The organism is Kitasatospora sp. NPDC023176, assembly GCF_055560495.1.
On sequence record NZ_JBVHIP010000010.1, the window covers coordinates 149,286 to 168,079 of the forward strand.

General features: G+C 74.9%; 18 protein-coding genes. 10 read left to right on the forward strand and 8 right to left on the reverse strand.

From position 1 onward, the window contains the following. Positions 1–32: 32 nt before the first annotated feature. The 3 genes from ACZ3YL_RS16900 to ACZ3YL_RS16910 form a co-directional block, all read right to left on the reverse strand. On the reverse strand, positions 33–1,007 hold the full coding sequence (locus tag ACZ3YL_RS16900) for an ATP-binding cassette domain-containing protein (RefSeq protein ID WP_188304085.1): 975 nt from the start codon (positions 1,005–1,007) through the stop codon (positions 33–35). Between the two features lie 217 nt (positions 1,008–1,224). Beyond that, positions 1,225–2,382, reverse strand: a complete 1,158-nt coding sequence (locus tag ACZ3YL_RS16905; protein WP_188304086.1) for a glycosyltransferase — start codon at positions 2,380–2,382, stop codon at positions 1,225–1,227. Then, complete coding sequence (locus ACZ3YL_RS16910; RefSeq protein WP_465658062.1) at positions 2,379–2,678, reverse strand: hypothetical protein; 300 nt, start codon at positions 2,676–2,678, stop codon at positions 2,379–2,381. Before ACZ3YL_RS16910 ends, ACZ3YL_RS16905 begins: the two co-directional genes overlap by 4 nt. A gap of 185 nt (positions 2,679–2,863) precedes the next feature. On the opposite strand from ACZ3YL_RS16910, the gene ACZ3YL_RS16915 reads away from it, so the two are divergent. The 5 genes from ACZ3YL_RS16915 to ACZ3YL_RS16935 all read left to right on the forward strand — a co-directional run bounded on the left by ACZ3YL_RS16915 (position 2,864) and on the right by ACZ3YL_RS16935 (position 7,623). Then, complete coding sequence (locus tag ACZ3YL_RS16915) at positions 2,864–3,796, forward strand: 3-oxoacyl-[acyl-carrier-protein] synthase III C-terminal domain-containing protein (RefSeq protein ID WP_465658064.1); 933 nt, start codon at positions 2,864–2,866, stop codon at positions 3,794–3,796. 92 nt (positions 3,797–3,888) lie between these two features. Continuing rightward, positions 3,889–4,179, forward strand: a complete 291-nt coding sequence (locus tag ACZ3YL_RS16920) for a phosphopantetheine-binding protein (RefSeq protein ID WP_188304089.1) — start codon at positions 3,889–3,891, stop codon at positions 4,177–4,179. Between the two features lie 4 nt (positions 4,180–4,183). Further along, complete coding sequence (locus tag ACZ3YL_RS16925; RefSeq protein WP_465658067.1) at positions 4,184–4,975, forward strand: hypothetical protein; 792 nt, start codon at positions 4,184–4,186, stop codon at positions 4,973–4,975. Then, positions 4,972–5,649 (forward strand): 4'-phosphopantetheinyl transferase family protein, encoded by a 678-nt coding sequence (locus tag ACZ3YL_RS16930; protein WP_188304091.1) that lies wholly within the window; start codon positions 4,972–4,974, stop codon positions 5,647–5,649. Before ACZ3YL_RS16925 ends, ACZ3YL_RS16930 begins: the two co-directional genes overlap by 4 nt. Before the next feature lie 99 nt (positions 5,650–5,748). Next, complete coding sequence (locus ACZ3YL_RS16935; RefSeq protein WP_465658069.1) at positions 5,749–7,623, forward strand: condensation domain-containing protein; 1,875 nt, start codon at positions 5,749–5,751, stop codon at positions 7,621–7,623. Positions 7,624–7,653: 30 nt separating this feature from the next. Here ACZ3YL_RS16935 and ACZ3YL_RS16940 read toward each other — a convergent pair whose 3' ends face one another. Both ACZ3YL_RS16940 and ACZ3YL_RS16945 read right to left on the reverse strand, forming a co-directional pair. Beyond that, positions 7,654–8,403 carry a hypothetical protein gene (locus ACZ3YL_RS16940; protein WP_188304093.1) on the reverse strand — a complete coding sequence of 250 codons (750 nt, stop codon included), beginning with the start codon at positions 8,401–8,403 and terminating at the stop codon, positions 7,654–7,656. Beyond that, the gene (locus tag ACZ3YL_RS16945; protein WP_188304094.1) at positions 8,400–9,035 is read right to left on the reverse strand and encodes an RNA polymerase sigma factor; all 636 of its coding nucleotides are present in this window, start codon (positions 9,033–9,035) and stop codon (positions 8,400–8,402) included. The genes ACZ3YL_RS16940 and ACZ3YL_RS16945 overlap by 4 nt, the downstream gene beginning before the upstream one ends. 225 nt (positions 9,036–9,260) lie before the next feature. Between ACZ3YL_RS16945 and ACZ3YL_RS16950 the strand changes: the two genes are divergently transcribed. The 4 genes from ACZ3YL_RS16950 to ACZ3YL_RS16965 all read left to right on the forward strand — a co-directional run bounded on the left by ACZ3YL_RS16950 (position 9,261) and on the right by ACZ3YL_RS16965 (position 12,760). Further along, the gene (locus tag ACZ3YL_RS16950; RefSeq protein WP_465658072.1) at positions 9,261–10,064 is read left to right on the forward strand and encodes an SAM-dependent methyltransferase; all 804 of its coding nucleotides are present in this window, start codon (positions 9,261–9,263) and stop codon (positions 10,062–10,064) included. Positions 10,065–10,196: 132 nt separating this feature from the next. After that, positions 10,197–11,183: a DMT family protein gene (locus ACZ3YL_RS16955; RefSeq protein WP_188304096.1), complete on the forward strand. Its 987-nt coding sequence runs from the start codon at positions 10,197–10,199 to the stop codon at positions 11,181–11,183. After that, positions 11,176–11,976, forward strand: coding sequence for an SDR family NAD(P)-dependent oxidoreductase (locus ACZ3YL_RS16960; protein WP_188304097.1), 801 nt, complete (start codon positions 11,176–11,178; stop codon positions 11,974–11,976). The genes ACZ3YL_RS16955 and ACZ3YL_RS16960 overlap by 8 nt, the downstream gene beginning before the upstream one ends. 16 nt (positions 11,977–11,992) lie before the next feature. After that, a complete protein-coding gene (locus ACZ3YL_RS16965; RefSeq protein ID WP_465658076.1) occupies positions 11,993–12,760 on the forward strand; it encodes a polysaccharide deacetylase family protein in 768 nt (255 codons plus the stop codon). A gap of 30 nt (positions 12,761–12,790) precedes the next feature. Here ACZ3YL_RS16965 and ACZ3YL_RS16970 read toward each other — a convergent pair whose 3' ends face one another. Genes ACZ3YL_RS16970 through ACZ3YL_RS16980 form a run of 3 tightly spaced genes read right to left on the reverse strand, consistent with a single transcriptional unit; the run spans position 12,791 to position 15,974 of the window. Then, on the reverse strand, positions 12,791–13,870 hold the full coding sequence (locus ACZ3YL_RS16970) for a glycosyltransferase family protein (RefSeq protein WP_465658078.1): 1,080 nt from the start codon (positions 13,868–13,870) through the stop codon (positions 12,791–12,793). 12 nt (positions 13,871–13,882) lie between these two features. Further along, positions 13,883–14,827 carry an NAD-dependent epimerase/dehydratase family protein gene (locus ACZ3YL_RS16975; protein ID WP_465658080.1) on the reverse strand — a complete coding sequence of 315 codons (945 nt, stop codon included), beginning with the start codon at positions 14,825–14,827 and terminating at the stop codon, positions 13,883–13,885. Between the two features lie 22 nt (positions 14,828–14,849). Further along, positions 14,850–15,974, reverse strand: a complete 1,125-nt coding sequence (locus ACZ3YL_RS16980) for a DegT/DnrJ/EryC1/StrS family aminotransferase (protein WP_465658082.1) — start codon at positions 15,972–15,974, stop codon at positions 14,850–14,852. Positions 15,975–16,363: 389 nt separating this feature from the next. Between ACZ3YL_RS16980 and ACZ3YL_RS16985 the strand changes: the two genes are divergently transcribed. Continuing rightward, on the forward strand, positions 16,364–18,568 hold the full coding sequence (locus ACZ3YL_RS16985) for an MMPL family transporter (protein WP_465658084.1): 2,205 nt from the start codon (positions 16,364–16,366) through the stop codon (positions 18,566–18,568). Positions 18,569–18,794: the final 226 nt, after the last annotated feature.

Below are 18,794 nucleotides of genomic sequence, written 5' to 3' on the forward strand. Positions count from 1 at the left end.
GGGCGGGAAAGGGGCGTGGGAGGGCCGGCCGGTCAGGACTGCCGCAGCGAGCGGCCGGTGCGGGCCAGGAACACGTCGTCCAGGCTGGGCCGTTGGAGCTGGACGGTGCCGGGCGTCACGCCCGCCGCCTCCAGGGCGCGCAGCAGCCGCGGGATGGCGGCCGCGCCGTCCTCCAGGTAGAGCCGCAGCCCCTCCTCGCCGTCGGCCTCCAGCCGGTGCAGGTACGGCTGGGGGCGCAGCACCTCGGCCGCGCGCTCGACGACGTCCTCGCCGGAGGCGAGTCCGAGCAGCACGACGTCGCCGGAGATCTCGCGCTTGAGCGCGGTGGGCGTGCCCTCGGCCACCACCTGGCCGTGGTCGACGATGGCGACCCGGTCGCAGAGCGCGTCGGCCTCGTCCAGGTAGTGGGTGGTGACGACCACCGTCATGCCCTGGGTGCGCAGCCGGCGGATCTCCTCCCAGACGTACGCCCGGCTGGCCGGGTCCAGCCCGACGGTGGGCTCGTCCAGGAACAGCACCTGCGGCTGGTGGATCACCCCGAGGGCGATGTCCACCCGGCGGCGCTGGCCGCCGGAGTAGGTGGCGCACGGGCGGTCGCCGAACTCGCCGAGGTCGAAGGCCTTGAGGGCGTCCGCGGCGGCCTGGACGGCCGGCGCCTTGCCGGCGCCGTACAGCCTGGCCTGCAGCACCAGTTCCTCGCGGGCGCTGACGTTGTCGGTGGTGCCGCCGCCCTGGGCGACGTAGCCGATCCGGCGGCGGACCCCGGCCGGGTCCTTGAACAGGTCGGCCCCGGCGATGGTGGCCCGTCCGCCGTCCGGGCGGATCAGGGTGGCCAGCATGCGCAGGGTGGTGGTCTTCCCGGCGCCGTTGGGGCCGAGGAAGCCGTAGATCTCGCCGGCGGCGACGGACAGGTCGATGCCGCGCACGGCGTCGACGGTGGGGTCCCCGCCGCCGCGGCGGGAGGTCTTCTTGCGGTAGGACTTGCGCAGTCCCGCGGTCTCGATCAACCGGAACTCCCGTACGGGGATGGGCTGCCACGGCACCGGGGGAACGGGCGGGCTCGGCGCCTGTGAAGGCGGTGTTGCTGCGACACCCTAGGGGTGGACCCCACCCGGAGACAATGGCCTAGACCAATGGACGTGCGATCTCCTGTCTGCTAGGGCGTGTCTTTCGGATCACGTCGCCCGCCTGGCGTGATCCGACAGACACGCCCTGAAGGGGCGTTCACCGGGACGGCCGGGCCAGCGCCGCCAGCCGGTCCGCCGCGACGGCCGCCCCGCCGCCCGCCAGCAGTTCGCGGCCGACCTGAACCGCCCTGGCCCGGTAGTCCGTTGCTCCGAGTACGGCGCTGAGCGCCGCCGCCAGCCGCTCGGGCGTCACCCGGGCGAACGGCACCCGCAGGCCCGCCCCGGCCGCCGCCACCTGCGCGGCGACGAACGGCTGGTCGTGCCGGATCGGCGCGGTCACCAGCGGCACCCCGTGCGCCAGCGCCTCGCCCACGGTGTTCATCCCGCCGTGGCAGAGCACCGCGTCCAGCTCGCCGCGCGCCAGCAGCTCCAGCACCGGCGCCCGGTCCACCGCCACGGTGTGCGGCGGGAGTTCGGGCAGCAGCTCGCGCGGCGCGGCGAACACCGGCTGCACCTGCGGGCCGCACAGTTCCAGTGCCCGGGCGGCCCGCGCGTGGAAGTCCGCGCCGAGCCCGCCGGCCAGCGTGCCCATGGTGACCAGCACCCGCCGCCGCCCGGGCAGCAGCCGCTGCCAGGGAAAGTGCGGGTCGTGCGGGCGTGCCGAGAGCACCGGGCCGACCAGCGCGTGCTGCGGCGGCGGGGCGGCCCCGGTCAGCGCCGGCCCGGTGGTGGCCAGCACCAGGGCGGGGGAGAAGCGCGGGTCCAGGTACTCCTCGGTGGGCAGCCGGGCCCGCTCCCACAGCCCGCGCAGCAGCCCGGTCATCCAGGCCTCGACCTGCGGCAACGCCCGGTAGGGGCGGCCCAGTTCCATCGCCCCGGGCGCGAAGCTCGCCCACGGCAGGCCGTGCCGGTGGGCGGCCAGCGCGCCTGCCGGGGTGTGCTGGTCGACCAGCAGCACGTCCGGCCGGTACTCCCGCACGATGGTGTCCAGCGGCTTCGCGGTGAACCGTGCGTACGGGACGATGAACCCCTCCCAGAGCGAGCGCAGCGCGGCCAGGCCGTGCCCGCCCTGGGCGCGGAAGGCCCGGGTGCCGGTGCCGAGTACACGGGCGTCCGGGCCGAGCAGGGGTCGCAGTACCGACTCCGTACCGGTCCAGGCGACGTCGTGGCCGCGTGCGGTCAGTTCGGCGGCGATGCCCGCGGCCGGGTTGACGTGCCCGGTGAGCGGGGGCATCACCAGCAGGAACCGGCTCATCGTCCGTCCTCCTCGGGGAGCAGGGCCTGGAGGTCGGCCACGGTGAGCGCCTCCAGCGCGGCCAGGTCCAGCCGGGCGCGCAGGCCGGCCAGGTCGGCGGCCGGGCCGAAGCGTTCGGTCAGGCGGGCGGCCAGCTCGGCGAGTTCGCACTCGTCCAGCAGCAGGTCGCCGTCCAGCCGGGCGTCCGGGGTCAGCCGGTGCTCCCAGCCGGGCGGCGCTCCGGCCACCTCGCTCAGCAGGGCGGCCAACGCCCGGTTCAACGGGGCTGGGAGGCTGGGCGGTTCACGATCTGGCATGGGAGGTTCTCCCGTCCGGTCGACGGTGCGGAACATGGCGGTGCGCGGCGGCCCCGGCGCCCCGGAGGGACGGCCGGCCGAGGGTCGTGGCGAAGGGGCCGCGAACGGGACGGCTGGGGCGGGCGCGAAGGAGAAGGGCCCGAGATCACTTGTGCGACCAGGCGGGCGTGGGAATACTAGCCCGGGTGACCGCACTGGAGGCAGTGGCCGTCCACCTCCCCCCACACGCCGTGCCCATCGAGGCGGTGGGCGAGCGCATCGGCCTGACCCCACGTCAACTTCGTCTCTTCCGCCGCTTCCACGGCCTGGACCAGCTGCGACTGGATCCGGCCGGGACGCTGCCCGACCTGCTCGACGCAACCCTCGACAACCTGCCGGAGCTGCGCGGACGCGAGCGGCACGTCCGCTTCGTGATCCACGCCCGCAGCATGCCGGTGGCCGTGCCCTACCCGCTCAACCCCCTGCACGAGCTGCTCGCCGCGCGCGGACTGGCGCACGCGAACGCCTTCACCGTGACCCACCACGCCTGCGCGGTGGGCCTGCTGGCCATCGACCTGGCCGGCCGGCTGCTGGCCGGCGACCCCGACCCGCAGGCCCTCGCGCTGGTGCTGGCGGGGGAGAAGACCTTCACCAAGGACGCCCAGGTGGTGCCGGAGACCGGCATCTTCGCCGAGGGCGCCGCCGCCTGCCTGGTCAGCGCGGACGGGCCGCGGCACCGGGTGCGCTCCTTCGCGGTGCGCCAGCGCCCGGAGTTCGACGGGCGGCTGGCCGAGGACGCGGAACTGCTCGCCCGCTACCAGCGCGAGTACCCGAACGTGATGGTGGAGGCCATCGAGGCCGCGCTCGACGAAGCCGGTCTGGACCTCTCCCGACTGGCCGCGGTGCTCCCGCACAACGTCAACCAGGCGTCGTGGCGGATGGTGGCGCGCCGGATCGGCTATGGGCTCGAGAAGGTGGTGCTGGACAACGTGCTGTCGGTCGGGCACAGTTTCGCTGCGGACAGCCTCATCAATCTTCACACCGCCACCACGCGGGGGCTGATCCGCCGCGGCGACCACTACCTGATCGCCGCCGCCGGCATCGGGGCCACCTTCTCCGCGATGGTGATGCAGTACTGACGATCCGTCAGTCCGCGACTCGAACCCCCGAGCGCACTTCCCCCGTAGTGACCAGCAGAGCCCACTTCCACGTACGACGGGACGGGACACCCATGTCAGAACCCGTGGTCCAGACCACTGACTCCGAACTGCGCGAGCGCATCCTGCACGGCATCGGCGAGCTGCTGCCGCGCGTGCTCAAGCGCGAACTGCCCGAGATCCCGGCGGACGCCTGCCTGTTCGACGACCTCGGCCTCACCTCGGCCGGCACCATCGAACTCATCCTGGAACTCGAGGAGTCGCTCGACCTCCAGGTGGACGTGGAGCAGATCACCGAGGACGACCTGCGGTCGGTCACCAAGCTGGCCGACTACGTCGCCGGGCACCTCATCGCCGAGGACTGACCGGGTGGCCGCCGGTTCCCCCGGTCCCGCCGGTCCCTCCGGGCTGCGGATCACCCGGGCCCTGGCCCGGTGCTTCGACGGCCGCTCGGAGGCCTCGCTCGACCCCGACCTTCGGGTCTTCGTCTCCGACCTGGTCCGCCCGTACGGCCTGCCGCCGCGTGAGGACCTGCTGCGCGAGGGCGTCGGCCACTCCTACGAGGAGCTGGCCGCCGGGCTGCTGCGCGAGGCACTGGCCGAGGACGAGCCGGTGGACCTGCTGATCCTCGCCTTCGACACCCCGGACGTGCGCCCCGGCGCACCCTCCTCGCTCGCGCTCAGCCGGTCCGTCCCGGGCGAGCCGTTGGCCTTCGCCGTCTGCGACCAGGGCGGCGCCGCGGCCTTCACCGCGCTGCGGCTGGCGGCCGACTACCAGCGCACCGGCGCCTGCCGCCGGGCGGTGGTGGTGCTGGCCGAGCAGACCGCGCTGCACTACGAGCCGGCCGAGCCGGTGGCGATGCCCCGGCGGCACGCCGCGGTGGTGCTGGTCTGCGAGGAGGCGCCCGGCGCCGGGCTGGCGGTGCGGCAACTGCCCGGCGTCGACCGGCCCGAACCGCTGGTACGGGCCCGGGCGGAGGAACTGGGCCCCGAGGTGGCCGTGCTGGACTCGACCGGCGCCGGCCCGGCCGCGCAGCCCTTCACCGGCCTCTGGGCGCAGCTCGCCGAGCGGCTGCCCGAGTGGCGGGAGCGGCAACGGCCCTGGCTGCTCGCCGGGTTGGACCGCCGGCTCGGGGTGCTCAGCGTCCTGGCACAGCCGTGACCGGGCTCGAACTCCGGTTGATCCGCACCGATCAGCCGGAGGGCGTGGTCGCCCGGCTGTGGCGGACGCTGGACGCGCAGGAGCGCGCCCGCGCGGTACGGGCGGACGCGCTGCGCCGAAGCCGCTTCACCGTGGTGCGCGGCGCTGTCCGGGAGGTGGTCGCCGAGCGGCTGGGCATCCGCCCGGCCGAGGTGCTCTGGCGGCGGGGGCCGCAGGGCAAACCGGAGCCGGTGGGCGCCGGCGAGCTGCGGGTGAACTGGTCGGCCGCGGACTCCCTGGCCGTGCTGGCCCTCGCCGAGGGCCGGTCGGTCGGAGTGGACGTGGAGGGGCCGCGCGACGCCCGGCTGGCCGAGCGGATGGCCGCCCGCTGGTTCCCCTTCGAGGAGGCGCGCTTCGTCGCGGAGGCTGCCGAACCCGCCGAGCGGGCGGCGCGCTTCGCCGCACTGTGGTGCCGCCGGGAGGCCTGTGTGAAGGCCTACGGCGGACGGCTGACGCAGGCGTTCGGGGTGTCGGTGGCAGGCCGCTCCCCGCTGCTGCTGGCCGATCCGGGCCCGCTCGGGGCCGGCCCGGTGGGGCTGTGCGACGTGCCCGTCCCGGAGCCGTACCGGGCGGCCGTGGCCCTCGTCGGAGCCTTGCCGGATGGCCTCAACTCTACTGTATGGCAAGGAAGTTGATTGACAATCAGGACATTGGACGATCACCGGCGACCGCTGGTAGCGTCCGGCCGTACCCCCCGCTGAGCCCTTCCCGGTGAGCCGAGAGGCACGTACGACGTGACTGCGCACCACGACACCCCGCATGCCGCAGCACCGCATGCCGCAGTACCGCACGATCAGGCACCGCTCGACCCGGCGCCGCACGACGCACCGCTCGACCCGGCGCCGCACGACTCGGCACCGCACGGTCCGGCCCGGGCCGGCCGGCCGGTCACCGTCCGCTTCGCCGCGACCAGCGGCGGCTCGGGCCCGCTCACCCGCGGCCAGGACAACATGATCCGGTGCATCCGGCGCGCCGCCCCCGAGCAGATCAACAAGGAGTCGCTCTGGCCCGTCCCGCCCGGCACCTCGCTCGCCGCCGGCCTGAACGCCCTGCGGCTGCTGGTCGAACGGCACGAGTCGCTGCGGACGTCCTTCCCGCCCGGCTCGGGCCCGGACGCCTTCCCGGAGAGCCAAGTGGTGCACGGGGACGGCCGCTTCGCCGTCACCGTGGTCGAGACGGAGGGCCTGGCCGGCCATGAACTCGACACCCTGGCCGCGCGGTTGGGGCAGGTCGACGTCGCCGTCCCGCTGGAGCTGACCGCCGTCCCGAGGATCCGCTTCACCCTGCTCGCCGAGGGGCCCCGACTGCTGCGGCTGGTCGCCGTGGTGTGCCACGCCGGCGCCGACGGCGCCGCCACCGCCCTGCTGATCCAGGACTGGTACGCCCTCGCCGCCGGGAGGGAGCTCCCGCCCGCCACCGCCCCGACCCCGATCCAGATCGCCGCCGCCGAGCAGAGCCCGCAGGGCCGCCGCCGGGCGAGCGGCGCGCTGCGGCACTGGGCGAAGGTGCTGGGCTCCGGCCCCCAGGTCGTGTTCGCCGACTCCCGGATCACCGGCCCGCCGAGCGATCCCGGAGCCCTGCTGGTCCGCTCCCGCGCCGCGGCCGCCGACCTCGCCGCGGTCTGCCGCCGCACCGGCGCCAGCCCCTCCGTCGTCCTGCTCGCCGCCTTCTCCGCCCTGGTCGCCCACCGGGCCGACCGCACCGAACTGGCCATCGCGGCGCTCTCCGCCAACCGCCAGCGCGCCGCCCTGATCGACCACGTCGGTACCCTCGCCCAGGACGCCCTGATCCTGCTGGACACCGGCGCCGAGGACCTCGACCAGTTGATCGGGCGCGCCAAGGCCGCCTCGCTGAGCGCCTACTGGCACAGTGTCCTGGACGCCGAGCAGGTCTGGCAGCTGGTGGAGGACGCCGCCCATGTGCGCGGTTCCCGCTTCGCCCGCCAGGTGGTGGTCAACGACCTGAGCCTCACCATTCCGGCCGCCGTCGCCGACGCCCAACCGGTGCCGACCGCGGACCCGGAACTCACCGCGCTGCCCGCCCCGCTGCTGCCGGTCCGGCTGATGTTCACCATCCTGCGGATCAGCGGCAGCCTCGACTTCGCCCTGATCGCCTGCTCCCAGGTGCTCGACCCGGAGGAGACCGAGGGCTTCGCCCGCGCCCTGCTCGCCCTGCTCGCCGCGGCCGCCGAGGGGCCCGTCCCGCTCGCCCCGCTCCCCGGGGCGCCCGGCCCGCCGGTGGCTGCCGCGCCGCCCGGCCGCGAGGGCGGCGACTGGCGGCTCGTCGACGGCTCCCGGATCGACCTGACGGCCGTCCACACCCTGCTGGACGCGGCCCTCGACCCCGCCGCGGGGCAGCGGATCACGGTGGAGGAGGAGCGGCGGATCACCGTGGAGGAGGGGCGGTTGACGCTCGACCTGACCACCGCCGACCCACGGCTGACCCCCGCCGACGTGCACCGCGCGGTGGTCGCCGCGCTGCCCGGCCGGGACACCGCGATGGCGCCGCACCACTACCGGATCCGCTACCGGGGCCCGGACGGTGAGCGGCTCGGCGCCGGCAGCGGCCGCGACCCCGAGGTCGTCGCCCGGCTCGCCGCACTCACCTGAACGTGGGACCGCGGGGCCGCCGGGCCGTCCTCACTCCGACGGGTCCGGCCCGCCCTCCCGGTCGGCCTCGCCGAAGGCCCACGGCAGTTCCCAGGAGCAGGCCGAGGTGGCCCCGGAGGTGAGCCCCCACGGGTTCGGCACCTCCTGGGCCTCCTCCTCGTCCCCGTCCTGCAGCGGCAGCCGGTCGATCACCGCGACCAGCGCGGGCGGCAGCTGCGGTGCCAGCCCCCGGTGCACCCGGGAGAGGATGTCGCGCCGTACGTCCTCCGGCAGCAGTGGCCGTCTCATCCGCAACGGCCCCGGCCCGGGCGGGTGTTCGGTCGTGGACAGCTGCTCGGACCAGGCCCGCCAGTAGTCGGCGTCGTCGGTCTCGCCGAGCATCAGGTGGTGCAGATGGAGGCAGTAGGCGGCCGTCCCGCTGCCCGAGCCGGCCGCGAAGCGCCACCAGAACTCGGCCCCCTCCTCCTTGCCGGTGGCGTACAGCAGCGCGGCGAACACCTCCGCCCCCTCCGGCTGGATCCGGCGGGCGTTGACCAGCAGGTCCAGCCCCCGGGAGGCGCACGGCGCGCCCAGCACCAGGGCGACCACCAGGCCCAGTTCGAAGGCGGCCTGCTCGTGCTCCGTGGGCAGGTGGGCCGGGGCGGCGGTGAGCCGGGCCTGGCGCAGGGCCGCGATCCGCTCGGCGTGGGCGCGTTCGGGCCGGGGCACGCGGAACACCGTGCGCCCCCCGTCGGCCCCGCCCGCCCCGTCCGTCGGCGGGGCCTTCGGATCGGCGGTCATGCCTCGCCGCCCCTGTCCGGCAGTTCACCCACCCCGAGCCGGCGCGCCAGCCGCTCCCGGGCGTGCCGGAGATTGGAGTGCACCGTCGCCACCGGCCGGCTCAGGTAGGCCGCGATCACCCTGGTGTGCAGGCCCAGCAGATAGCGCAGGATCACCACGTCCCGCTGTCGGTCCGGCAGTTCGAGGATCGCCGCGTACAGCCGCACCTCGTCCGCCTCGCTGTGCAGCAGCCCGTCGGCGACCTGCTTGAACGCCCCGATGACGGCAGCGAAGGTGACGGCCTCCACCTCGACCGGCTCCTCCGCCGACACCCAGTCCCCGACGTGCCGGTTCGCCAACCGCCAGGCGTACGCAGCCGGTTCCTCGAACCGCAGCACCTGCGGCCAGCAGCGGGCCAGATCGGCCTTGACCGCCTCGACCACCAGGGCCGCGTCGGCCTGGCTGCCTATCCTGGTCAACGCGAGGGCGCGCCAAGCGGGTTCATGGGTCTCGCAGAACGCGGCGTAGCTGAGGTCCAGGCGCAGGCCCGCCTCCGTCATCACCGCCGCCCGCTCCGCCCCGGCCGTCGCGGCGCACTCCACCGCCGTCCCTCCGCGGTGCCCGCGCACCGGGGCACCCCTGTCGATCGTCATCGAGCCTGCTTTCCGTGGCCGTCGGCAGCGCACCGGGCCACCCGAGGATCGGGCTGTCCGCGCCCATCCTCATTCCAGCGGACTCGTTACTCCAGGCTTCAGGCCGAATACATATCGTCATGTCATGTGATCTGGACATTGATTGGAAGGGTGAGGACGGCGATTGGCCCCGGATACCGTGGGCAGCAATCGGACGGTGAGAGCGAAGCCGAAGGGGGACGCGCGATGACCCGCTACGACGGAGTCGACCTGCGGCTGAACGTGGCGCACTCCGCCCGGATGTACGACTACTACCTCGGCGGTTTCACCAACTTCGCCGCCGACCGCGAGGCCGCCGGCCACGTCCTCGCCACCGCGCCCTGGGTGCGCACCGCCGCCCGCGCCAACCGCTCCTTCATGCACCGCTCGACCCGTGCCCTCGCCCGGGCCGGCATCGACCAGTTCATCGACATCGGCACCGGCATCCCCACCTCGCCCAACCTCCACGAGGTCGCCCAGGGCATCCGACCGCGCGCCCGGGTCGTCTACGCCGACAACGACCCGATCGTCCTCACCCACGCCCTCGCCCTGCTCACCAGCACCCCGGAGGGACGCACCGCGTACGTCGAGGCGGACGTCACCGACCCCGTCGCGCTGCTCGCCGCGCCCGGCCTGTGCGAGACCATCGACCTCACCCGTCCGGTCGCGCTCTCCCTCAACGCCCTGCTGCACTTCGTGCCCGACGCCCAGGGCGCCCACGAACTGGTCGACCACCTCAAGTCCGTCCTCGCCCCCGGCAGCGCCCTGGTGATGAGCCATCTGACGGCTGACTTCGACCCGGAGGAGATCGGCCGGGTCGTCGGCATCTACCAGGCCGCCGGCACCGCCGTCCAGGCCCGCAGCCACGCCGAGTTCGCCCGGTTCTTCGACGGCTGGGACCTCCTCGCCCCCGGCATCGTGCCCACCGTGGACTGGCGGCCCCGCGCCGACGAGCCACCCGTCCCGGCCTCCGCCGCGGCCGGGTACGCCGGCGTGGCGCTCCGGCCCTGACCGCGACGTCCCGATCCCTCCGCCCCCAGCGCCCTGCCCGGGTACCCCGGCCCCCGCCGTCCCACCCGTGCACCCCCGCCACCCCGGGCCCAGACTGGGTGGTGAACCGATGCCGCCCCGTGAGGGAGACGCATGCTGCTGGGACTCACCACCGCGCTGGTCGCCACCGTCTGCTTCGGGTTCGGGGCGGTGTTCCAGGCGCGCGGGGCACGGTCGGCGCCGCGTGCGGACCGGGTGCGGGCGGGGCTGCTGGCTGCGCTGCTGCGCTCCTGGCAGTTCGTCCTCGGCACCGCCCTCGACATCCTCGGGTTCGTGCTGAGCATCGTCGCCCTGCGCAGCCTGCCGCTGTTCCTCGTCCAGGCCGTCACCAACGCCAGTCTGGCCGTCACCGCCCTGGCCGCCGTCTGGCTCCTGGGTGCGCGGCTGCGCCGGGGTGATGTCGTGGGCATCCTCGCGGTGGTCGTCGGCCTCCTTCTGCTGGCGTCGGGCTCCGGCCGGGAGGGCCGGGAGTACGCCCCGGCGGCCTTCCACTGGGCGCTGCTGGCCACCACCGTCGTGATGCTGCTGGCCACCCTGGTCCTGGTGCGCCGCGAGGGCACCGCCGTGGCCGCCGGTCTGGGCCTGCTCGCCGGGGTCGGCTTCGGGATCACCAGCCTCGCGGTGCGCGTGCTGGACGCGTCCGGTCCGACCGCCGTGCTCACCGATCCGGCCGCCTACGCCCTGGCGCTCGGCGGCCTGGGCGGCTACCTGGCGTACGCCCTCGCCCTGCAGCGCGGCACGGTGACGGCCGCGACCGCCGCCGGAACGGTGGCCGAGACCTTCGGCCCGGCCCTGGTGGGCGTGGTGTCGCTGGGGGATTCCGCGCGACCGGGTTTCGCCTGGTGCGCCCTGACGGGCTTCGCGATCGCGGTCGGCGGAACGTTCCTGCTCTCCCGCTTCGGTGAACTGGAGGGCGAGTCCGCCGAACTGTCCGTCCCGCGCCCGGACTCCGCGCCCGGACTCCGCGGCCGCGACCGCCGTCCCGCCCCGGTAGCTCGGACGGCTCTGCCGTGCGAAGGTGACTTGCCGGACGAATCGGACGGCAGGACGCCCAGGAAGCGGCAGGTGCGCGATGGCTGAGGAAGCCGCGACGGTGGAGGAAGCCCGCTCCGGGCGGTCGGCACCCACCGGCCGCCCCGTCGCGCTGATCACCGGCGCCTCCTCGGGCATCGGCCTGGCCACCGCCACCCGGCTGGCCGACGCCGGTTGGCGGACCCTGCTCTCCGGCACCGACCGCGCCCGGCTCGACGCCCTCGCCCAGCGCACCGGCGGACACGCCCTGCCCGAGGACCTCGGCAAACCGGACGGCCCCGCCCGCCTCGCCGAGGCCGCGCTGGCCACCGCCGGCCGGGTGGACGCGCTGGTCGCCAGCGCCGGCCTCGGCTGGCGCGGCCCGTTCGCCGAGACCCCGTCCGACGCCCTCGACCGGATGATCGAGGTCAACCTCGCCGCACCGCTGCGCCTGGTCCGGCTGCTGCTGCCCGGGATGCTGGAGCGCCGGCACGGCCGGATCGTGCTGCTGGGTTCGATCGCCGGCCAGGTCGGCGTGCGGGACGAGTCCGGCTACTCGGCCACCAAGGGCGGGCTGGCGATGTTCGCCGAGAGCCTCTGGTACGAGCTGCGCGGCACCGGTGTCGGCGTCCGTCTCGTGCTGCCCGGCGCGGTGGACACCCCGTTCTTCGACCGGCGGGGCACCCCGTACCAGCGCGAACGCCCCCGTCCGGTCTCGGCGGAGCGGGTCGCGGCCACCGTGATCGCGACCATCACCACCGAGCGGGACCGCCTCTACGTCCCGCACTGGCTCGGCTTCCCGGCCCGGATCCACGGGGTCGCCCCCGGCGTGTTCCGCCGGATGGCCGCCCGCTTCGGGTGAGCCGCGGAGTCCCCGGGTGAGCCCCGCGGTCAGGGCGCTGGGCGCGGCGGCCGCCGTCGAGCTCCTGCACCTCGCCCCGGCGGCGGTCCGCCTGCCGCCGGTGCGCCGCATCCTGGCCCGCCGCACCGCCGGGTACGGCACCGCCCCGAGCCACCTCGCCCTCACCTTCGACGACGGCCCCGACCCGCGCAGCACCCCGTACGTCCTCGACGCCCTGGACGAACTCGGCGCCCGCGCCACCTTCTTCGTGCTCGGCTCGATGCTGGAACGCGCCCCCGCCCTCGGCCGCGAGCTGGTGCTGCGCGGCCACGAGGTCGCCGTGCACGGCTGGCACCACCGCCGGCAGTGGTACCCGGCCCCGGCCCGCGACCTGCGCGAACTGCGCCGCGCCACCGAGGCGGTGACCGACCTGTGCGGCGCCCGCCCGCACTGGTACCGACCGCCGTACGGCGTGCTGACGGCCGGTGCCGCGCTGGCCGCCCGCCGCCTCGGCCTGCGCAGCGTGCTGTGGACCGCGTGGGGCCGCGACTGGACGGCCGAGGCCACCGGCGACTCCGTCTACGCGACCGCCCGCCCCGGCCTCACCGCCGGCGCCACCCTCCTGCTGCACGACTCCGACTGCACCTCCGCCCCCGACTCCTGGCGCGCCACCGTGGCCGCCCTCCCGCTGATCGCCGCCCACTGCCGCACCCAGGCCCTCACCCTCGGCCCCCTGCGCGACCACGCCGTCCCGTCCCGCCCCTCGCCCGCGGCGCACGCCAGCCGGTCTTCTGCTGCCCGGTGACCCCAGGTCCGCAGCGGCTGACGACCCCGGCTACCCCAGCCCGACCCGCTCCAGCGCCGCCCCGAACCCCTTCTGCCAGGCCTCCGGGGTGGCACCGGGCGAGGGTTCGGGTGCCGGCCTGCCCAGCGCGGCGAGGGCGTTGCGGACCACCTCGGCCGGGCGGGCGGTGGCGACGTCGGCGTGGCCGAGCTCCAGTTCGTGCTGGAGGTTGTCCCGGCCGTGGCCCTGGACGACGTCGAGCAGCAGCAGCCGGCGTCCGAGCGCCCGGGCCTCGCTGCAGGTGTCGCCGGAGCTGGTGACGACCAGGTCGGCGGCGGCCATCAGGGCCGGGATCCGGTCGGTGTAGCCGAAGGCGTGCAGTCGCGGCTGGTGGCGGGCGGCCGCCCGCAGCCGGCGTTCGAGTTCCTGGTTGCGCCCGGCCACGGCGAGCACGTGCGGCCCCGCGGCGGCCAGCGAGGCGGCGGTGTGCGCGATCGGCCCGAGCCCCCAGGAGCCGGACATCAGCAGCACGCACCCGGCATCCGGCGGCACGCCGAATTCGGCGCGGGCCGCGGCCCGCGCCGGTGGCCGGTAGAACGGCCGGCGCAGCGGCGCGGGGAGGACGCACACGGAGGCGTCGGGCCGGTAGCGGCGCACGGCGCAGGCGGCGACCTCCGAGGTGACCAGGAACAGGTCGGTGCCCTCCTGCACCCACAGCCGGTGCGGGGTGACGTCCGTGCAGAACACGAAATGCCGGAAGTCCCGCCGAGGCAGCCGGTTGACCGCCGAGGTGGCGGTGGCGAACACCGAGACCACCAGCTGCGGCCGCTGCGCCCGCACCAGTTCGCCCAGCGCCGGGACGAGCCGGCTGCGGGCGGCCGCGTCGGCGAGCAGCGCGAGCCGGGAACCGGGGCGCAGCGCGGCGAAGTGGAAGGCGTCGTAGACCCCGGGCAGGTCGAGCAGCCGCCGGAAGACGGCCTCCCCGGCGGCGCCCGACCGCTGCCCGAGCAGGGCCATGGCGTCCACGGTGCCGGTGGTCCAGCCGCGTTCCCGCAGGGTGTCCGCGCACGCCTGGGCCATCACGTCGTGGCCCTGGCCGAGCGAGCCGGAGACCAGCAGGGCGTGCGGCATCGGGCGGCCCGGTCAGCCGGCGGCGGGTGTGGCGGCGGCGGCCCGGTGCCAGTCGGCGTAGCGGTGCACGCCGTCGGCGAAGTTGGTCTTCGGCGACCAGCCGAGCAGCCGTTTGGCCTGGGCGGAGGAGATCCGCCGCCCGGTGTAGTCGGCCTTGCGCCCGTCGATGTGCTCGATGCTGACCGGTCCGAGCAGCCGGTCGACGGTGTCGGCGATGTCGCGCACCGAGACGGCGGTGGAGCCCTCCAGGGCGAAGGTCTGGTCCTCGGCGGCGGGGGAGAGGGCCCGGACGTGGGCGTCGGCGAGGTCCTCGACGTAGACGAAGTTGCGGCTCTGCCGGCCGTCGCCGGCGATGGTGATCGGCCGCCCGGCCAGGGCCGCCTGGACGAACCGGGCGACGACCAGTTCGTCGCGCATCCGCGGCCCGTACGGGATGCCGTAGCGCAGGATGGTGAAGTGCTGTCCGTACAGCTCGCGGTAGCTGTGCACGAGCATCTCGGCGGCGAGTTTGGTGGCCACGTACAGGTGCCCGCTGTGTTCCAGCTCGATCGGCACGTGTTCGTCCAACTCCTGTTCCCCGCCGTCGAGCTGCTCGTCGGTGAGGGCGGCGCCGTAGACCCACACGGTGCTCGCCAGGACGGTGCGGCTCAGTCCGCTGCGCCGGGCGGCCTCGAGCACCGCCTCGGTGCCGTCGATGTTGGTCCGCACGGCCCGGACGGGGTCGGCGGAGACCTGTTCGACGTCGGCCATCGCGGCGAGGTGGTAGACGACCTCGCTGCCGGCCAGCGCGGAGGTCAGCGCGGGCAGGTCGAGGACGTCGATCCGGGCGTGTTCGGCGTCGGGGTTGAGGTACTTGTCGGTGGTGTCCACGGCGAGGACCTCGTGGCCGGCCGCGATCAGGTGGTCCACGACGTGTGAGCCGATGAACCCGCAGCCCCCGGTGACGGCTATCCGCACGGTCTTGCTCCTTTCGCTCCGGCTACCCGGCCATCCGCCGGTGCACCGTCGAGACGGCCTCGATCACCAGCTCCGTCTCGTCCTCGGTCATGTCGGAGTGCACCGGCAGGCAGACCTGTCGGGCGCAGACGTCCTCGGCCACCGGCAGCGGCCCGCCCCGGTAGGGGGCGAGCACCGGCTGCAGGTGCAGCGGCAGGTCGTACACCTCGCCGGACAGCCGCACCCCGTACTCCTCGGCCACCGCCCGCTTGAAGGCGGGGCGGTCGACGCCGGGCGCCAGCAGCGCCACGTACTTGTAGTAGTTGCCGCGGCTGCCGGGCGGTTCGAGCACCGGCCGCAGCCCGTCGACGCCGGCCAGGGCGTCGTCGTAGCGGCGGGCGACGGCCCGGCGGGTCTCGATGAACTCCTTGAGCCGGCGCAGGTGCACCGTGCCGACGGCCGCGTGCAGCTCACTCATCCGCCAGGAGTAGCCGAGCCGGACGTGGTGGTTGGCGCCGAAGGAGCCCTTGCCCTGGTCGCGGTGGATCCGGGCCTCGTCGCGCAGCTCCGGCGACTCGGTGAGGATCATGCCGCCCTCGCCGCTGGTGGTGACCTTGGTCGGGTAGAAGGAGAAGGCTCCGGCCAGGCCGAAGGTCCCGGCGGCGCGCCCGCCCAGGCTGCTGCCGTGGGCGTGCGCCGCGTCCTCGACGAGCGGGACGCCGTGCCGGTCGCAGAGCGCGCGCAGGGCGTCCACCTCCGGGGTGACCAGTCCGCCGATGTGGACGAGTACGACGGCTGCGGTATCCGGGGTGAGGGCCGCGGCGAGGGTCTCGGGGGAGAGCGCGAGGGTGGCCGGGTCGACGTCGGCGATCACCGGGCGACCGCCCGCGTGGATCACCGCGCCGGCCGTGGCGTAGAAGGTGACGGCGGGGACGACCACGTCGCGGCCGCGGACGTCGACGGTGCGCAGGATCACCTCCAGCGCCGCCGTGCCGCTGCTCACCGCGACGGCGTGGGAGGCGCCGTGCTCGGCGGCGAAGGCCTGCTCGAAGCGCTCGGTCCACGGGCCGAGGGTCAGGGCGCCGGTGGTGAGCATCTCGGTCACGGCGTCGGCGACGGCCGCGCGGTCGTTCTCGTCGAACACGATGCGGGCGGCTGGCACGCCCATGGGGCACCTCCGGCGGCGGGCTGGAATCAGCACCAATCGGGACGGGTCGGCCCGGACCGGGTGGAAACGGTCAGGCCAGTGGCCCATCACGCTACTTCGCCGGGGCGGTCGCGGCCCGCCGTCACCCCCGCACGGGTGACCTGCGGCTGCTCCCGCCGCAGGCCACCGGCCGCCCCCGGCTGCTCCCGGGGGAGGCCGCGCGCTCCGCCGTACGGGGGAGGGGCGTACTGCGTCCGCAGTACGCAGACGGCCTGCGCAGAGATGACGACGGAGGAGGGGGTGCTGACCAAGGATTGGTCATGCTGCGAGCGGACCGCCTCCGTGCATCCGTGACCCGCACCCGTCCCCGTCCCGCATCTTCCGTCGAATCCGAAGGAGCCCGCTCTCCCGTGGCCACGTTCCTCTACCGCCTGGGCCGATGGGCCTTCGTCCGGCGCCGGCTGGTGACCCTGCTCTGGGTCGCCGTGCTGGCGCTCGCCGGAGTCCTGGCGGCCAAGGCGCCCGCCGCACCCGACGACGGATTCTCGATGCCCGGCACGGAGGCGCAGAAGGCCTTCGACCTGATGAACGAGCGCTTCCCCGGCGGTCACGCCGACGGCGCCTCGGCCCGCCTGGTGTTCGTCGCGCCCTCCGGGCAGAAGATCACCGCCGGGCCGAACCAGCAGGCCGTCGAGAAGACGGTCGCCGAACTCGCCCACGGCGAGCAGGTCACCGGCGCGGTGGACCCGTTCAAGATGCCGGGCGCCGTCTCCAAGGACGGCTCGACGGCCTACGCGACGGTCAACTACTCCGCCAAGGCGGGCGAGGTGTCCAAGGGCGCCACCGACGCCCTCCAACAGGCCGCCCAGCACGGCCGGGACGCCGGGCTCAAGGTCGAGATCGGCGGCAACGCGCTGATGGCCAAGCCCGACGCGGGCGGCAGCAGCGAGGCGATCGGCATGGCGCTGTCCGCGGTCGTCCTGGTGATCACCTTCGGCTCGCTGGTCGCCGCCGGCCTGCCGCTGCTCACCGCCGTCATCGGCGTCGGCCTCGGCATGTCGCTGATCACCGCGTTCGGCAGCGCGCTCGGCCTCTCCTCGACCACCGGCACGCTCGCCATGATGCTGGGCCTCGCGGTCGGCATCGACTACGCCCTGTTCATCGTCTCCCGCTACCGGGCCGAGCTCGCCGAGGGCCGCACCCCGCAGGAGGCGGCCGGCCGGGCCATCGGCACCGCCGGCTCCGCGGTGGTCTTCGCCGGCCTCACCGTGGTGATCGCCCTGGCCGGGCTCTCCGTGGTCGGCATCCCGCTCCTCGCCAAGATGGGCATGGCCGCCGCCGGGACGGTCGTCATCGCCGTGCTGGTCGCGCTCACCCTGGTGCCCGCGCTGCTCGGCTTCATCGGCCGCAGGGCGCTGCCCCGCAAGGTCCGCAAGGCCAAGGGCGAGGCGCAGCCGGCCGGCACGAAGGAGAACGGCGGCGCCCGCTGGGCCCGGTTCATCGTGCGCCGCCCGCTCGGGGTGCTGCTGCTCGGCGTGGTCGGCCTCGGCGTGCTCGCCGCTCCCGCGCTCGACCTGCGGCTCGGCCTGCCCGGCGACGAGGCCAAGCCCACCTCCACCACCCAGCGGCGGGCCTACGACCTGCTGTCCGAGGGCTTCGGCCCGGGCTTCAACGGCCCGCTGACCGTCCTGGTGGACGTCAAGGGCACCGCGGACCCGAAGGCCGCCGCCGGCCAGGTCGAGAAGACCCTCTCCGGCGTGCCCGGGGTGGTCACCGTGACGCCGCCGATGTTCAACAAGGCGGGGGACACCGCCCTGGTCAACGCCATCCCGGCCACCGGTCCGGCCGAGGCCGCGACCAAGGACCTGGTCCACACCATCCGCGGCCAGGCGGCCGGGCTCAAGGCCTCCACCGGGGCGACCGTCCTGGTCAGCGGTACGACGGCGATGAACATCGACGTCTCGCAGAAGATGACCGACGCACTGCTGCCCTACCTCGCGGTGGTCGTCGGCCTGGCCGTCCTGCTGCTGATGGTGGTCTTCCGCTCCGTCCTCGTCCCGATCAAGGCGGCGCTCGGCTTCCTGCTCTCGGTGGCCGCCGCGCTCGGCGCGGTCGTCGCGGTCTTCCAGTGGGGCTGGCTGGCCGACCTGATCGGCGTGGAGCAGACCGGCCCGGTGATGAGCATGATGCCGATCTTCCTGATCGGTGTGGTCTTCGGCCTCGCCATGGACTACGAGGTGTTCCTGGTCACCCGGATCCGCGAGGGCTTCGTCCACGGCGAGCAACCGAACGAGGCCATCGTCACCGGCTTCCGGCACAACGCCCGGGTGGTCACCGCGGCCGCCTTCATCATGATCGCCGTCTTCGCGGGCTTCATCGGGATGAGCGAGCCGATGATCAAGATGATGGGTCTGGGCCTCGCCGCCGCCGTCGCCTTCGACGCCTTCGTGGTCCGGATGACGATCGTCCCGGCCGTCCTCGCCCTGCTCGGCCGCCGCGCCTGGTGGCTGCCGGGCTGGCTCGACCGCCTGATACCCGACGTCGACGTCGAGGGCAGCAAGCTGCACACCGCCGCCCCCGAGCCGGCACCGGTCAAGGAGTCGGTCACCGTCTAGGCCCGGCACCGCCCGGTACCGCCCGACAGCCGTCGGCCCCGGTACCGGTACCGGCACCGCCCGGCCCGGCCCCGGCACCCCTCGGGCCGGGCCCGGAGCCACCGGACCGGGCCTCCCACCAGGGCGGCCCGGTCCGGCGCAGGTCGGCTCGGACACCGGTTCAAGCCCCAACCGTTACCGTTGCTGTCAGGGCCGCCGCCCGCGCGGAGGCCCCCACTCGGCGCCC

Excerpts from the sequence above, each read along its gene's own strand:
- ACZ3YL_RS16970 (WP_465658078.1), bottom strand. The coding sequence starts at position 13,870 with ATGCCGCACGCCCTGCTGGTCTCCGGCTCGCTCGGCCAGGGCCACGAC.
- ACZ3YL_RS16905 (WP_188304086.1), bottom strand. The coding sequence starts at position 2,382 with ATGAGCCGGTTCCTGCTGGTGATGCCCCCGCTCACCGGGCACGTCAAC.
- ACZ3YL_RS16940 (WP_188304093.1), bottom strand. The coding sequence starts at position 8,403 with ATGACCGCCGATCCGAAGGCCCCGCCGACGGACGGGGCGGGCGGGGCC.
- ACZ3YL_RS16960 (WP_188304097.1), top strand. The coding sequence starts at position 11,176 with ATGGCTGAGGAAGCCGCGACGGTGGAGGAAGCCCGCTCCGGGCGGTCG.
- ACZ3YL_RS16910 (WP_465658062.1), bottom strand. The coding sequence starts at position 2,678 with ATGCCAGATCGTGAACCGCCCAGCCTCCCAGCCCCGTTGAACCGGGCG.
- ACZ3YL_RS16920 (WP_188304089.1), top strand. The coding sequence starts at position 3,889 with ATGTCAGAACCCGTGGTCCAGACCACTGACTCCGAACTGCGCGAGCGC.
- ACZ3YL_RS16980 (WP_465658082.1), bottom strand. The coding sequence starts at position 15,974 with ATGGGCGTGCCAGCCGCCCGCATCGTGTTCGACGAGAACGACCGCGCG.
- ACZ3YL_RS16950 (WP_465658072.1), top strand. The coding sequence starts at position 9,261 with ATGACCCGCTACGACGGAGTCGACCTGCGGCTGAACGTGGCGCACTCC.
- ACZ3YL_RS16945 (WP_188304094.1), bottom strand. The coding sequence starts at position 9,035 with ATGACGATCGACAGGGGTGCCCCGGTGCGCGGGCACCGCGGAGGGACG.
- ACZ3YL_RS16955 (WP_188304096.1), top strand. The coding sequence starts at position 10,197 with ATGCTGCTGGGACTCACCACCGCGCTGGTCGCCACCGTCTGCTTCGGG.